Source organism: Campylobacter sp. MIT 12-5580 (genome assembly GCF_005406235.1).
In the GTDB taxonomy this organism is placed as follows: Bacteria; Campylobacterota; Campylobacteria; order Campylobacterales; family Campylobacteraceae; genus Campylobacter_D.
Map to the genome: position 1 here is coordinate 68,208 of NZ_NXLK01000006.1, position 15,093 is coordinate 83,300.

Here is a 15,093-nt window from a genome sequence, read left to right on the forward strand (position 1 = left end):
GCTACATTTTCGTAGTAATTTAATATGATTTTTAACAATCATAAATTTCACAAGGAGAATAAATGAAAAGAATCATTTCTTCTGCCATTTTGGCATTGTTTGTAGCGTTTCTAAGCGCTTGCTCAAACTCATCTTCAAAAGAAGATACTAACACAACTTCTGCTAGCACTCAAGCAGCTTCAACTCTTGAGAGTATCAAAAATAACGGCGTAGTGAGAATCGGCGTTTTTGGTGATAAGCCTCCTTTTGGTTTTGTTGATGAAAAAGGGGTAAATCAAGGTTATGATGTTGTCTTTGCAAAACGCATAGCACAAGAGCTTTTAGGCGATGAAAACAAGGTGCAATTTGTGCTTGTTGAAGCAGCCAATCGCGTTGAGTTTTTAAAGTCTGATAAAGTTGATATTATCTTGGCAAATTTTACTCAAACTCCAGAAAGAGCTGAACAAGTTGATTTTACTTTGCCTTATATGAAAGTGGCTTTAGGCGTAGTTGTGCCACAAGATTTGAATGTAACAAGTGTTGATGATCTTAAAGATAAAACTCTTATCTTAAACAAAGGCACTACAGCTGATGCATTTTTTACTACGAATTATCCAGAGATCAAAAGCTTGAAATTTGATCAAAACACCGAGACTTTTGCAGCTTTACTTGATGGACGCGGACAAGCCTTAGCTCATGATAATACGCTTTTATTTGCTTGGGTAAAAGATAAGCCAAATTTCAAAGTTGCTATCCAAGAGCTCGGTAATAAAGATGTTATCGCTGCAGCTGTAAAAAAAGGTAATGATGAGCTTAAAAACTTTATCAATGATCTTATCGTAAAGCTTGCTGATGAGCAGTTTTTCCATAAAGCTTATGATGCAACTTTAAAAGAAGCTTTCACTGATGATATCAATCCAGAAAGCGTTGTTATCGAAGGCGGCAAGCTTTAATCCAAAAGAGGCTCTAAGCCTCTTTTCTTCTAATCCTTAAAAAGGCTTTTCTTGAGAAAAAAAGCGGTTAAAAACACCCTATACGCTTCTTTGGGTGGAATTTTAGAATTTTATGATTATATACTTTTTGTCTTTTTTGCTAAGCTTTTTGCAGAGATATTTTTTCCGCCAAATAATGCTTTTTGGGCTGAGATTGGTATATGGATAAGCTTTGGAGCAGGGTATTTAGCCCGTCCTTTTGGGGCTGTTGTTTTTGCACATTTTGGTGATAAAAAGGGACGAAAAGATGTATTTTACATCACCATGCTTTTAATGATACTACCAAGTTTTGCTCTTGCTTTTTTGCCAAGCTATGAAAGTATAGGACTTACAGCAACTATAATTTTATTTGTGATACGTATTTTGCAAGGTTTGGCTGTAGGTGCTGAGGTAAGTGGAGCTTGGGTTTTTGTGAGCGAGTTTGTAAGTCAAAAGTATAAAAGCCTTGCACTTGGCTTTATCTCAGCAACTTTAACACTAGGCTTGCTTTTGGCTGGACTTGTAAGCTTGCTTGCCAATGAAATTTTCACTCAAGAAGAGCTTAAAGCTTGGGCTTGGCGTTTGCCTTTTATTTTAGGTGGATTTTTTGGGGTTTTAGCTTGCTTTTTGAGAAAAAAACTCAGCGAAACGCCGGTATTTGAAAAACTTAGAAAAGATGAAACCTTGCTTAGCTTTCCACTTTTAGAGGCTTTAAAAACACACAAACTTGCCATGCTTGTGTGTGCTTTGATGAGCGTGGTTTTAACAAGTGGGGTAGCGACTTTAACCATAGTTCCCCAGCATTTTAACGCACTTTTAGGTTTTGATACAAATCAAAGCTTGATTTACTCAAATTTAGCTATAGTTGCTATCATCTTTGGAAGTCTCATACAAGGAGCTTTGGCAAGTTTTTTTGGGAATTTTAAAATTTGTGTGCTTTTTAGCTTGCTTTTTGCTGTTTTTGGCATAGGGCTTGGCTTGTATGATGAACGCTTTTTATTTTACTATCTTTTGGCGTGTTTTATGCAAGGTATTATTTCTTTTGCACCTATTTTTATGACAAGTGTTTTTAAACCTGAACTTCGATTTAGCGGGCTTTCTTTTGCGTATAATATATCTTATGCGCTTTTAGCTTTTGTAACGCCTTTTGTCATTCGAGGAATTTATGAGAAGTATTTGGGGTATTATTTTGTTTTTGTGGCACTTTGTAGCTTGCTTTGCGCGTTTTTGGTGAGGCATTTAAATAATACTTATTTAAGAAGAGTTTAAAAGTAATTTTTGAACTAAATAAAATTATAAGCAAATGAAGTCTTAAAATGGTGGTTAGAGGCAGAATCGAACTGCCGACACGCAGATTTTCAGTCTGCTGCTCTACCGACTGAGCTATCCAACCACGATTTAAAATAGAAGTTGAGATTATAGCTTTTTTTTGCTTAGATAAAGCTAAAATTTAAAAACTTAATTTTTATCCTTAAATTTAAGTTTTTTGTGCTACAATACAAACTTTTTGATACAAAATTTATATTGGAGTTGTTTTGAAGCAAACGCATTTTGATAGAAAAACCGTGAGATTTTTATTTCTTGGTTATATTATCATTGCTTTTTTTGGTGCTTTTTTGCTACGCATTGAAGGTGTAGCCAAAGAAGAACTTGGCTTTATCGATGCCCTTTTTACCTCCGTTTCAGCTATTTCTATGACTGGGCTTATCGTAAAAAATACTGCTGTTGATTTTAATTTGAGCGGACAAATTATCATTTTGTTTTTAATACAAATTGGTGGGCTTGGTTATATGGGACTTGGGGTATTTTTTTATGTATTAATCCGTAAAAAAATTGGCTTTCATGAAAGAAATATGCTTAAAGAATCCTTGCTTTATCCTCATATGGAAGGAGTTGTGGATTTTTTACGAAAAATTTTATTTTTTGTTTTTATAGCAGAATTTGTCGGAGGAATTTTACTTTTTTTACGCTTTGCCCTTGATATGCCTATAAATCAGGCTCTTTGGTTTGGTTTTTTTCACTCAATCTCAGCATTTAATAATGCTGGTTTTTCCATCTTTGAAACAGGTTTAGTAGCGTATAGGAGTGATTTTTGGATTAATTTTATCATCACTAGTCTTGTTATCATTGGTGGTATAGGGTATTTTGTGCTTTTGGAGTTGTATTTGTTTCAAAGGAAACGTCTTGCAAGTTTGAGTGTGCATACTAAGATAGTGCTTATTAGCACGCTCGCACTGATTTTAAGTGCAACTTTGGCTGTATTTTGTTTTGAATATGCAAACATTAAGAGTCTTGGCGCACTTTCTTTTTTTGACAAGCTTTTAAGCTCTTATTTTACAGCAGTCAATTACCGAACTTCTGGTTTTAATACGCTTGATCTAAGCACCTTTAAAGATGCAAGTTTATTTTTTGGTTCTTTGTTTATGATTATCGGTGGGGGACCGGGTGGAACTTCAGGCGGTATAAAGGTAACAACTTTTGCGGTTTTGATTATTTATACTTATTGGGTGATTAAAGATGGACGCGTGCGGGTTTTTCATTATGAAATTCCAGATGAGGTGATTAAAAGAGCTTTTGTTATTGCTGTTGGATCGGCTGCTTATATGGTAATTTGTGTTTTGCTCTTGAGTTTGCTTGAGGGCGAGGTTCGTTTTATTTATCTGCTTTTTGAGACAAGTTCTGCTTTTGCAACCGTTGGAGTATCTGTTGGTGATGGAGGCACGCTTTCTTTAAGTGCGCTTTTTGGTGATGATGCAAAGCTTATTATCATAGTGATGATGATAAGTGGAAGGATTGGCGTTTTTGCCTTTTTAGTGGCAATTTTTACAAAAGATAAGGAAAAATATATCAAATATCCAGAAGGGAAAATTTATCTATGAAAAATGGAAAAACTTATGGGATTATAGGGCTTGGTAAATTTGGTTCAGTGATTGCAAATGAACTGATTAACGGCGGACAAAGCGTGATTGTTGCTGATCGAGATGAAAACAGCCTTAAAGAGTTACAAGACAAGGTAAGTTGCGCGTATATACTTGATTCAACTAATGCTGTTGCTCTTAAGGAGGCTGGCTTTCACAATATCGATATTGTTATCGTGAGTATAGGCGAAAATGTCGAAAAAAGCATACTTACTCTAATGGCGTTAAAAGACATTGGCGTTGAAACCGTGATCACAAAAGCCACTTCTTTGATACACGGACAAATTCTTTCAAAACTCGGCTCTTCAAAGGTGATTTATCCAGAAAAAGAAAGTGCCATAAGGCTTGCTAAGGAGTTTTTGCTACATACTGAATTTGAGGTGATTGATATCTCAGCAAATACTATCCGTGCTGTGAAAATCATCATCAATGATAGTCTAGTGGGACGCAGTTTGCAGCAAATCGCTCAAAATATGCGCTTGATAGGATATAAAAAGAAAGGCTCAAGTGATTGGGAGCTTTTGCCAGAACTTCTTACTACCCTAGTTGATGCTGGAGATAGCGTCATTTTGCTCGGCACAGCAAAAGAATTAGAGGAATTTGAGCATTAAATTTTTTGAAAGCTAAATTCAAGAAAGTGCAAAGGTGCTTTCTTGAATCAAATGCAAAGCGAAGGATATCTTGCATTTTATACTTTTTTCTTTTTAAATTCCTTTTTTAAATTCTTTGCTTTAAAATAAAATTTTACCAATCCACCTTTATACCAAGTTTTACTCGCTTTAATAAATTCAAGTCCAAGTCTATAAGAAAAAAAGTTCTGCACTTTTAAAGCTTCATCATAATCAGCATAAGTTTCAAGCAAGGGTAGTTTAAAACTAGGATTTGAAAAGATTAAATTTTCATAAGCTTTTTTAGACTTTTTATGCTTTGATTTGATACTGAGCAAAGTAAGATAAAATTTAGGATTAAGATAGAAAAATTTTGTTTTAGAGTATGACATAAGAGTGGTTCCTAATTTATAGGCAAGTTGATTTTGTGCTCTTAAAGCTGCTCCTTTTGTTTGTTTTAGATTTATAATCTCATTTTGCAAGGTTTTGTTTTCATTTTCAAGCTTTATCACTTTTTCACTTAAAATTAGATTTTGTTTTTGATTTTCTTGATCTTTAGTATAAAGTTTGTTTGAGAGATTTAAAGCATAATATTCTAGATCTAGCCTTTCAAGCTCAAACTTTAAAGCTAGAAGTTCATTTTTAAAAATTGGAGTGCAAAGAGCCATTTTCCACCAAAGGTTATAGGCGTATTTGAGCTGCTTGTTTGTGTCACAAAATGGGTCGTAAATATTCCACCTCCAAAAATGAGGACAAGAAAAAGCATCTGCCCAAACTTTTCTAGGAGATGAGTAATGATAAATCGTGACATTTGCTTTTGCGTATTCAAATTCAGCTCTTGTATAATTGAGATCCCAATTTTCGCTTTCATCATTTAGTGTCTTTATAGAAAGTACATGAGTAAATATACCAATATGCACCTGATAAGTAAAGTTTAATTTTAAAACTTTATTTGCAAAAATTATATTAAGTACATCTTGATCTGCAAATTTTAGCTTATAATTTCGCATTAAATTTATAGCTTTTTGCCAGAAATCGATTTTTCGTATAGTCTTTAAATTCAAAAGCATAAAAGCCGAGCAAAAATACTCTTTGTGAAAAGATAAATTTGGATATTTATTTATATCCTTAGTTTCTAAAATTCTTTTATGTTGAAAAGCAAAGTCATACACAACTCCAGCGCAGTAACTTGCTAAATCAAGCGTAAAGAGTATGCGCAAGTCTTTAAGTGCCAGCATATCTACATCAAGATATAAACAACGCTCTAGATTATCAGGTAAAATATCAGGAATTTTTAACCTAAGGTATGCCATATAATTATCACCCCACAAAGGAGCATCTTTAAAAATTTCAACATCAAGTTTATGTATTTTTATCTTGCAAGGATAAATTTGGCTAAGCTCATCTTGAAGCTGATTAAGCTTTTGCTGGGTAGGAGCTGTAATGCAGTCAGTAAGTATATGAAAAACATAGCCCTCGCTTTTTTCTTCAGGACTTAAGCAAGAATAGTCTAAAAGTTTATAACTTGAGCTTAAATTTTTATAAGCCCCCCCCCCATAGCTGAATTTAAGGCTTCTTCATCAAAAAAGTCTTTAAAATTCTTGGAAGTATCAGTGTTTTTAACTATACTTGTCATTAAAACAGCACAATACTTGATGTAATTTTCATCAGCATTAAAGACTATGTGAAACATTGTTGTTCCCTTTATATTTGTTTTTTAAATTTGGCTTGATTTTATTTTAAGTCCCATTTAAAATAAAACGCATTATATCAAAAAAATCAAATTTTTATTTTTTATCCAAGAGAGAAAAAATATGCTAAAATATAGCAATTTTCTTTTCAAAGGCTAAAAGATGCATAATAACCCAAAAATGTTTTTAAATAGAGAGCTTTCTTGGCTGAGATTTAACACTCGCGTTTTAGATCAGTGCTCTCGTGATATACCCTTGCTTGAAAAACTCAAATTTATAGCCATTTATTGCACAAATTTAGATGAGTTTTATATGATACGCGTAGCTGGGCTTAAGCAACTTTTTGCCGCTGGAGTAAGTTTAAGTGGGGCTGATGAGATGACGCCTTTAATGCAGCTTAAAGAAATCCGCAAATACCTTCACAAAGAAAAACCCTTGCTTGAAAAGTATTTTATGCAGATTAGAAGCGAGCTTGAAAAAGAAAATTTATTTATCAAGCCTTATGAGGAGCTTGATTGCGAGCTTAAAGAAAAATGTGATGAGTTTTTTTTCTCAAATATCTTTCCAGTGATCGTGCCAATCGCTGTTGATGCGACGCACCCTTTTCCACACCTAAACAACCTTTCTTTTTCTTTAGCTGTAAAGCTTTGTGATGCTTTGCAACCTGAGTTGATTAAATTTGGAATGATCCGCATACCAAGGCTTTTGCCGCGTTTTTATGCGGTAAGCACGAATGTTTATGTGCCTATAGAAAGTATAGTTCATCGCCACGCAGAAGAGATTTTCCCGGGCTATAAACTTTTAGCTTCAGCAGCTTTTAGGGTAACAAGAAATGCTGATATTAGCATAGAAGAAGAAGAAGCAGATGATTTTATGATGATACTTGAAAGAGGGTTGAAACTTCGTAGAAAAGGAGCTTTTGTTCGTCTTCAAATTCAAAAAAATGCTGATGAGCAAATCGTCAATTTCTTAAACACGCATATGAAAATTTTTCATAAAGATGTATATGAATACGAGATACTTTTAAACCTCCCTTCTCTTTGGCAAATCATCGGCAACAAAGCTTTTACACATTTGCTTTTTCCTTCTTATACGCCAAAAGTTTTACCACCATTTAGTGAAAATATGTCTGTGTTTGAGTGCATAGACAAAGAAGATGTTTTGCTTTTTCATCCTTATGAGAGCTTTGATCCGGTGTTTCGGCTCATCAAAGAAGCAAGCACTGATCCTAAGGTGATCTCCATACGCATGACTTTATACAGAGTAGAGAAAAACTCAAATATAGTCCAAGCGCTTATTGACGCGGCAAATGAAGGCAAGCAAGTTACGGTTATGGTGGAGCTTAAGGCGAGATTTGATGAGGAGAATAATTTGCATTGGGCAAAAGCTTTAGAAGATGCTGGAGCTCATGTGATTTATGGTATAGCTGGCTTTAAGGTGCATGCAAAAATTTGTCAAGTGATAAGACAAGAGGGCGAGAAGCTTAAGTTTTATATTCATCTAAGCACAGGTAATTATAATGCCAGCACAGCTCGAATTTACACTGATGTGAGCTATTTTACAAGTAGGGCAGAGATCGCTAAAGATAGCACAACCTTTTTTCACATACTTTCTGGCTTTTCAAAAAATCGTCGCTTAGAAACCTTAGCAATGAGCCCAAATCAAATCAAAGAAAAAGTGCTTGAAATGATAGGCGTTGAGATTGCTAAAGGTAAAGAGGGTGTGATCATCGCAAAGATGAATTCACTTGTGGATAGCGATATCATTAAAGCTTTGTATGAAGCTTCAAAAGCTGGAGTAAAAATCGATCTTATTATCAGGGGTATAAGCTGCCTTAGACCTAAGGAGGAATACAGCCAAAATATTTGTGTAAAAAGTATCATTGGTAAGTATTTAGAGCATGCAAGAATTTTTTATTTTAAGCATTCAAATCCGAGTTATTTTATCTCAAGCGCGGACTTTATGCCAAGAAATTTAGAGCGAAGATTAGAGTTGATGACACCTATATTTGATGAGACTTTAAAGGCTAAGTTAGCCGAGCTTTTAAGGCTTCAGCTTAGTGATAATGAGCTTGCGTATGAGCTTGAAAGTAGCGGAGAATATATCAAAAAGCCACATACTGAAAAAAGTATGAATTCTCAAGAAGTGCTAGAAGCATATATGAGTAGAATTTATAAAAGCATCACAAAACATAGCGATCAAAGTAGGGCAAGTAGGCTTGTATCTAAGCTTTTTAAGGAAAGTTGAGCTTGACGATATAATTTTAAATTATAAAAAATTGACAATAATAAGGCTTTGAATAAAAGCGATAAAATTTCATGATAGCATTTTTGCAAGTTTGGCAAGCTAATATATCGCTTTAAGAAATCAAATCAAAATTAACCTAAATTATTGCCAAGAAAAATGACACGTAATTTATACAATCAAACACATTTTTGTTTGATTTGTTCTTCAAGTTGATTTGAAACAACAAAGCCTGTGTTATAAAGCAAGCAAGAGCCGACATATCTTACTTTTAAGACAAGTTTTTTGTGCTCGGTATTGCTTGGGTCGTGAGCCTTTCTTGCAAGTTCGTGTATCTCATATACTATGTCCTTATTAAGCTTACTTAGATCAAGTTCTAGCACCATATTTTCAAACTCTTTTGGGGCTTGGGTAAATTCTTTTTCTTTGTATTTATTTCTAAAGCCAACTTTAGCTTTTATTTCTCTTTTCTTTGCGTCCTCAAGCTCTAAAACTTCATTAACCATAAAGCTTGACTCGCTTTCATCTTTTCTGTAATTAATGACAAAAGCATAAGCTTTTACTCTTCTTTTTTCATCTTTAAAAATTTCTTCAAGTTCAGCTACATTTTTTTCAAAAACAACCACATCAAAGCTCGAGTAAAAGTCTAAAATTTGCATTTTGGCATATCGTTTGCCGTTTTTACTCATCATCGCCTTAAAATCCTCTATGCGTCCAACGCACAAAATTTGCCCATTGCCCTTAAGATTTTCAAAATCAAGACTTTTATAATACTCAATTTCAGCAATTTGCTCGCTAAATTCATCAAGCGGATGCGCTGAAACATAAATGCCTAAGATATCTTTTTCAAAATCTAGCTTTTCTTTGAGATCGTATTCGCTTATATTTTTTAAATTAATCTTGATATTATCAGCTACTTCATCAATGCCAAATAGCGATGAAGCTGAATTTCTCTTAAGCTCAGCTATCTTTCTTGAGTTTTCGCACAAATGAGGTAAATTTTCGATCAAGCACCTACGCGTAAAGCCATATTCATCAAAAGCACCGACTTTTATAAGACTTTCCATAGTGCGTTTATTAACTTTAGTTGGATCGATTTTACTCATAAACTCATCTATATCTTTAAAGCCTTCTTTTGGACGCGCGCTCATTAAATTTGTAACTGCTGGCGTGCCAACTGATTTGATCGCTCCTAGCCCATACACTATAGCCTCACTGCCATCTTCAAGCTCAATAGCCTTAAACTCGCCTTGAGCTTTGTTAATGCTAGGTGGTAAAAGCTTGATATTCATTCTTTTCATTTCTTCTATGTATTGAGCGACTTTTTCAACCTTATTTTGCTCGCTAGTAAGTAACGCAGCCATAAATTCACTTGGATAATAAGTCTTAAGATAAGCTGTTTGAAAGGCGATAAGCGCATAAGCAGCAGAATGAGACTTGTTAAAGCCATATTCTGCGAATTTTAAGATAAGTTCAAAAAGCTCATCAGCTTTTTGTGCGTCATAGCCTTGTTTTTTTGCCCCTTCTAAATACTCAGCCTTTAAGCCATCAAGTATTTCTTTCTTTTTCTTACCCATAGCACGGCGCACATTATCAGCACCACCTAAGCTAAAGCCACCGATTTTTTGCACGATCTGCATAACTTGCTCTTGATAAACTATAACACCATAAGTATCTTCAAGTATAGGTTTTAAGTCTTCAAAGGCATACACAGCCTTTTTTCTGCCATGTTTTATATCAATATAATCATCAACCATACCACTTTCTAAAGGTCCTGGGCGATACAAAGCCAAAACAGCGATCAAGTCCTCAAAGCAATCGGGTCTTAGCCTTGAATTTAAAGCTTGCATACCGCCTGATTCGATTTGAAAAATACCAAGTGTATTTCCACTTTGTATAGTTTCATAGGTTTTTTTATCATTTAAATCTATCTTTTCCCAGATGATATCTTTGTTAAATCGCTGTTTAATAAGCTTTACAGCATTATCAACAACGGTTAGGGTTTTTAAGCCCAAGAAGTCAAATTTGATTAAATCCACATCTTCTAAAAAGTCCTTTGAATACTGCGTTACAAGGTGCTTTTCATCGTTTTTACTTGGGCGAAATAAAGGTGTTTTTTTCCATAGACTTTCATTTGAGATCACAAGTCCAGCCGCATGCACGCCAGCGTGGCGATTTAGCCCTTCAAGTGCAAGCGCAAACTCCCACCATTCTTTACCTTTAGTGTGGCTATCTAAAAATTCTTTAATCTTTGGCTCTTTGGCATAAGCATCTTCAAGTGTGATCTTAAGCTCTTCAGGCACAAGTTTAGCAAGTTCATCTCCATCTTGTATGCTGATATCAAGCACACGAGCTACATCACGGATTACGCCTTTTGCAAGCATTTTACCAAAAGTGATGACTTGAGCGACTTTATCAAAGCCGTATTTATCGATCACATAATCAATCACTTCATCGCGTCTATCTTGACAAAAATCCACATCGATATCAGGCATTGATACGCGTTCTGGATTTAAAAAACGTTCAAAAAGCAGATTGTAAGGTAAAGGATCAAGATCAGTTATCTTTAAAGCATAAGATACTAAGCTACCAGCTGCAGAACCTCGCCCAGGTCCAACTGGTATATCTTTGCTTTTTGCCACAGCGATAAAGTCATGCACTATAAGCATATAGCCAGAAAATTTCATATTTTTAATCACTTCAACTTCCATAGCTAAACGCTCTTTATACTGCTCGTGCTTATTTTCATCGATAAATTCAAGCCTTTGATCAAGTCCGATTTTACATAAATGCTCAAAAACAACATCATCATTTTTAAAGCTAAACTCAAGCTCTGGTTCTGGTAAGCTTAAGCCGTGTTCTTTAGCATATTCTCTTGTGAATTTAAAATTTGGCGGGGTTGGATTGCCAAGATTGAGCTCAAGATTGCATTTATTGGCAATTTCTTGAGTGTTTGCAATAGCATCAGGTAAGTCTGCAAAAAGCTCGTTCATTTGCTCGCTTGATTTGACATAAAACTCATGCACGCTGTGTCTTAAACGATCTGGATCATTGAGCTTTACACCCATATTTACGCACATCAAAGCCTCATGCGCTGCAGCTCTATCTTTAAAAGTATAATGCGTATCATTTGTCGCGATAACTTTAATGTCAAGCTCTTTAGCCAATCTTAAAATTTGATCATCGATAAAAAGCTGATCGCCTATACCATGACGCATAAGCTCAAGATAAAAATCATCTTTAAAAACCTCTTTATACCACAAAGCCACTTCCTTGGCAGCTTCATAGCCTTTAGCTCCAAATTTTTGATTTTTTTCACTTTGGGTGTTTAGGTGCCAATTTACCTCACCTTGCAAGCAAGCTGAAGAGCAAATCAAGCCCTCACTATGTTCTTTAAGAATTTTTTTGTTAATGCGTGGATAATAATACAAGCCCTTGATATAGCTTTGAGAGCTTAAATACATTAAATTTTGATAGCCTATCTCGTTTTTAGCATATAAACAAAGATGAAAACGTTGTCTGGTGCTCTTGTCGTTTAGCTCCTCGCCATTGTGTATATATGCTTCAAGTCCGATGATAGGCTTTAAGCCCTCTTTTTTCATCGTTTGATAAAAGTCAATCGCTCCAAACATATTGCCATGATCAGTCATTGCTACACTTGTCGCACCTTGAGCTTTAAGCGTTTTTGCAAGCTCTTTAAGTTTGTTTGCTCCATCTAGTAAAGAGTATTCAGTATGTAAGTGCAAGTGGGTAAATTGACTCATCTTTTATCCTTATTTTTTTAGCTTGATTATATAGAATTTGCACTGAAAAAAAAGTAAAAAAGAGCTTGTTTGTAGCTTAAACAAGGTGAAAAGTAAAGATAAAATTTTAAGATTTATTTTCAAATTTAAGTAGTATTATTCCAAAAAAGAAAGCTTTCTAAACAAAACCTTGCAAATTTAATTCACAAGGTTTGCTAAAATCATCTAAAAATGATTAAAATAAATTCAACAAAAGCCCTTCGCTCACACTTTTATAACTTGCTTCACCACACAAATACCTTACAAGCTCAAGTGCAAATTGGGCGGCATAAGCTGGTCCTGCAGCGGTGATGATATTTTTATCTACCACTACAGCCTTTTTTTGATAATTTGCATTTATATCCTTTTCAAAGCCTATATAGCAAGTAAAATCACCCTTTAATACCCCAGCACTTGCCAAAACCACTGGCGAAGCACAAATGGCACTGACAAGTTTATTTGCTTCATACATAGCTTGTATGCCTTTAAGCAAGCGGGTGTCTGCTTTAAGATTAAGCATACCATCAAGCCCACCAGCTAAGGCTATGGCGTCAAATTCTAAAAAATCAAGTTCTTCTAAGTTTGCCTCAGCTTCAATGCTTATATTATGAGCTCCAAGCACGAGTTTTTCATTATTTAAGCTTGCTAAACATACCTTTATACCAGCCCTTCTTAAAATATCTACTATACTTACAAGCTCGATTTCTTCAAAACCTTTTGCTATAGGTACTAAAACGCTTTTCATTCTTCTTTCTTCTCCTTAAGTTTTTTATATCTTTGTTCTCTCTCCTCGTTTCTTTGCATCATTTGGCGGTTAAAACCTATGACTAAGATAGCAATAAATGCGATAAAAAGCAAGAAGATTAAAGCCTTGAAAATTCCCATTTTTACTCCCAGCACTCAGCATTTTTAATGCCAAGTTTTGTTGCGCTAAATTTTGGATCTATACCCATAGCCTTTTGAGCTGAAAAGTCTTGCATAACTTTTTTGACTATACCGCCTAAAAGCAAGATAGAAATGATATTTGTCGTTGCCATAAAAGCCATAGTTAAGTCTGCAAAATTCCAAGCAAGTTCTAAGGTAAGTTGAGCACCGATGAAAATAATAGCCACAGCACAAATTCTAAAAATCATCATTACTGATTTTGAATTAGTAAGAAATTTGATGTTTGCTTGAGCATAATAATAATTGCCTATCAAAGAGGTTATAGCAAAAAGCACTACAGAAAAAGAAACAAAGTGAAGCCCAATGCCTCCATAATAACTCTTCATTGCCTCTTGCACCAAAGGAAGAGCCTTTAAAATAGGCTGACCGCTGGCATCAAAATTTTGAAAATATGCTGTTGAAAACAAAACCAAAAAGCCTGTAGCTGTGCAGATGATAACATCGATTAAAACGGCAAAAGATTGCACTATGCCTTGTTTTGCTGGGTGGCTTGTAACTGCAGCTGCAGCTGCATTTGGTGCTGAACCCATGCCAGCTTCATTTGAAAATAAACCTCTTTTAATACCTATAACAAGAGCTGAACCTGCAAAACCACCAAAAATAGCCTCAAAATCAAAAGCGCTTTCAAAAATCAGCTTTAAAACACTAGGGATAAGCTCATAATTCATCACAATAGCCACAAAAGCAAGAGCGATATAAATCAAAGCCATAATAGGCACGATGATAGAACTTACTTTACCAATAAGACTATGATGAGAAAAGAAAAGCCAAGCCCCAAAAAGTGCTAAAATCGCTCCTATGATAAGAGGAAAATTTGAATCCGCAAAACTCACACCAGTTTCAGCTATATTTTTATAATACACTTCAAAGGCTGAAGTCATAGTATAGCTTTGCAAGGCATTAAAACCAAAAGCATAAGTAAGCACTAAAATGATCGCAAAAGCAATAGCAAGCCATTTTATACCAAGAGCTTTTTGTATATAATAAGCTGGTCCTCCTTTAAAGCCTTTTCCATCTTTACTTTTATATACTTGAGCTAAAGTACTTTCAGCAAAAGCAGAAGCCCCACCAAAAAACGCCATAGCCCACATCCAAAACAAGGCTCCAGCACCTCCTAAGGTAATAGCTGTAGCTATACCTGCTATATTTCCTATACCTACTCTTGAAGCAGTTGAGATCATCAAAGCTGCAAAAGGTGAGATATGATCTTTACTTTTGTGGCTTTTATCTTGTCTTTCTGTGAGGATTTTAAAGACAAAAGGTAGCATTCTAAACTGCACGAAAGAAAGCTTAAAACTATAATAAAATCCACAAACTATAAGACAAAATATCATTATAAGATCAGTTCTTGGAACGATTTGCGAGCCTATAAAATCAGCTAAATTTGGCATTTCTTCTCCTTAAAATTTTATTTTAACACAAGCTTTGTTATAAAGACTTTAAGACAAAGCCCTAAAAACTCTAATGTGTAAAATCAGCAAAATTTTGCCTTAAAGCCTCATAAGCGATAATGCCAGCACTTGTGGCTAAATTTAAGCTTCTACCATAGCTTTTCATGGGTATGGTGATCATATTTTTTGCATTTATTTGCATAAGTTCTTTTGGTAAGCCAAAGCTTTCGCTGCCAAAAAATAAAAAATCACCCCTTTGAAAACAAGCTTCAAAATAAGGCTTTTTGCTCTTTGTTGTCGCAAAGAAAAAACGTTCTTTAAAGTCCTCATTTGCCTTTAAAAAATCCTCTAAACTCTCCCAGATAATAGGCTCAAGCTTCCCCCAATAATCAAGCCCAGCCCTTTTTAAAGCCTTCTCATCAAGGCTAAATACACAAGGTTTGATGATATGCAAATGAAAGCCAGCATTAAAGCACATTCTGCCAATGCTACCGGTATTTTGAGGAATTCTTGGATTAACTAGCACGATATGAAACATAATAAAGCCTTTTTAAAAGCTTATAG

11 protein-coding genes, 1 tRNA gene and 1 pseudogene are annotated in these 15,093 nt (G+C 34.9%); 5 read left to right on the forward strand and 8 right to left on the reverse strand.

The features are described from left to right. The first annotated feature begins 62 nt into the window (after positions 1-62). Positions 63-932, forward strand: a complete 870-nt coding sequence (locus tag CQA38_RS07125) for a cysteine ABC transporter substrate-binding protein (RefSeq protein ID WP_137633308.1) — start codon at positions 63-65, stop codon at positions 930-932. 51 nt (positions 933-983) lie between these two features. Next, positions 984-2,219 carry an MFS transporter gene (locus CQA38_RS07130; protein WP_137633309.1) on the forward strand — a complete coding sequence of 412 codons (1,236 nt, stop codon included), beginning with the start codon at positions 984-986 and terminating at the stop codon, positions 2,217-2,219. A 48-nt stretch (positions 2,220-2,267) separates the two neighbouring features. On the opposite strand, the gene CQA38_RS07135 is transcribed toward CQA38_RS07130, so the two are convergent. Beyond that, positions 2,268-2,343 (reverse strand) — tRNA-Phe (locus CQA38_RS07135). A 142-nt stretch (positions 2,344-2,485) separates the two neighbouring features. Between CQA38_RS07135 and CQA38_RS07140 the strand changes: the two genes are divergently transcribed. Together CQA38_RS07140 and CQA38_RS07145 are read left to right on the forward strand one after the other, a co-directional pair. Continuing rightward, positions 2,486-3,829: a TrkH family potassium uptake protein gene (locus tag CQA38_RS07140; protein ID WP_137633310.1), complete on the forward strand. Its 1,344-nt coding sequence runs from the start codon at positions 2,486-2,488 to the stop codon at positions 3,827-3,829. Continuing rightward, positions 3,826-4,479 (forward strand): TrkA family potassium uptake protein, encoded by a 654-nt coding sequence (locus tag CQA38_RS07145; protein WP_137633311.1) that lies wholly within the window; start codon positions 3,826-3,828, stop codon positions 4,477-4,479. The genes CQA38_RS07140 and CQA38_RS07145 overlap by 4 nt, the downstream gene beginning before the upstream one ends. A gap of 77 nt (positions 4,480-4,556) precedes the next feature. Here the strand turns inward: CQA38_RS07145 and CQA38_RS07150 are convergent. After that, positions 4,557-5,939: pseudogene (locus CQA38_RS07150) on the reverse strand (glycosyltransferase); the annotation flags it as partial. A gap of 68 nt (positions 5,940-6,007) precedes the next feature. After that, entirely contained in the window at positions 6,008-6,169 is a 162-nt protein-coding gene (locus CQA38_RS09225; RefSeq protein ID WP_170999486.1) for a hypothetical protein, read from the reverse strand. 160 nt (positions 6,170-6,329) lie between these two features. On the opposite strand from CQA38_RS09225, the gene CQA38_RS07155 reads away from it, so the two are divergent. Further along, entirely contained in the window at positions 6,330-8,414 is a 2,085-nt protein-coding gene (locus CQA38_RS07155; protein WP_137633313.1) for an RNA degradosome polyphosphate kinase, read from the forward strand. Between the two features lie 176 nt (positions 8,415-8,590). Here the strand turns inward: CQA38_RS07155 and dnaE are convergent, their stop codons facing one another. The 5 genes from dnaE to CQA38_RS07175 all read right to left on the reverse strand — a co-directional run bounded on the left by dnaE (position 8,591) and on the right by CQA38_RS07175 (position 15,067). Then, positions 8,591-12,175: a DNA polymerase III subunit alpha gene (gene dnaE / locus CQA38_RS07160; protein WP_137633314.1), complete on the reverse strand. Its 3,585-nt coding sequence runs from the start codon at positions 12,173-12,175 to the stop codon at positions 8,591-8,593. Between the two features lie 214 nt (positions 12,176-12,389). Then, positions 12,390-12,938, reverse strand: coding sequence for a DJ-1 family glyoxalase III (locus tag CQA38_RS07165; protein ID WP_137633315.1), 549 nt, complete (start codon positions 12,936-12,938; stop codon positions 12,390-12,392). Then, the gene (locus CQA38_RS09230) at positions 12,935-13,078 is read right to left on the reverse strand and encodes a hypothetical protein (protein ID WP_170999487.1); all 144 of its coding nucleotides are present in this window, start codon (positions 13,076-13,078) and stop codon (positions 12,935-12,937) included. The genes CQA38_RS07165 and CQA38_RS09230 overlap by 4 nt, the downstream gene beginning before the upstream one ends. Positions 13,079-13,080: 2 nt before the next feature. Continuing rightward, positions 13,081-14,529, reverse strand: coding sequence for an alanine/glycine:cation symporter family protein (locus CQA38_RS07170; RefSeq protein WP_137633316.1), 1,449 nt, complete (start codon positions 14,527-14,529; stop codon positions 13,081-13,083). A 70-nt stretch (positions 14,530-14,599) separates the two neighbouring features. Beyond that, positions 14,600-15,067 carry a tRNA (cytidine(34)-2'-O)-methyltransferase gene (locus CQA38_RS07175; RefSeq protein ID WP_137633317.1) on the reverse strand — a complete coding sequence of 156 codons (468 nt, stop codon included), beginning with the start codon at positions 15,065-15,067 and terminating at the stop codon, positions 14,600-14,602. Positions 15,068-15,093: the final 26 nt, after the last annotated feature.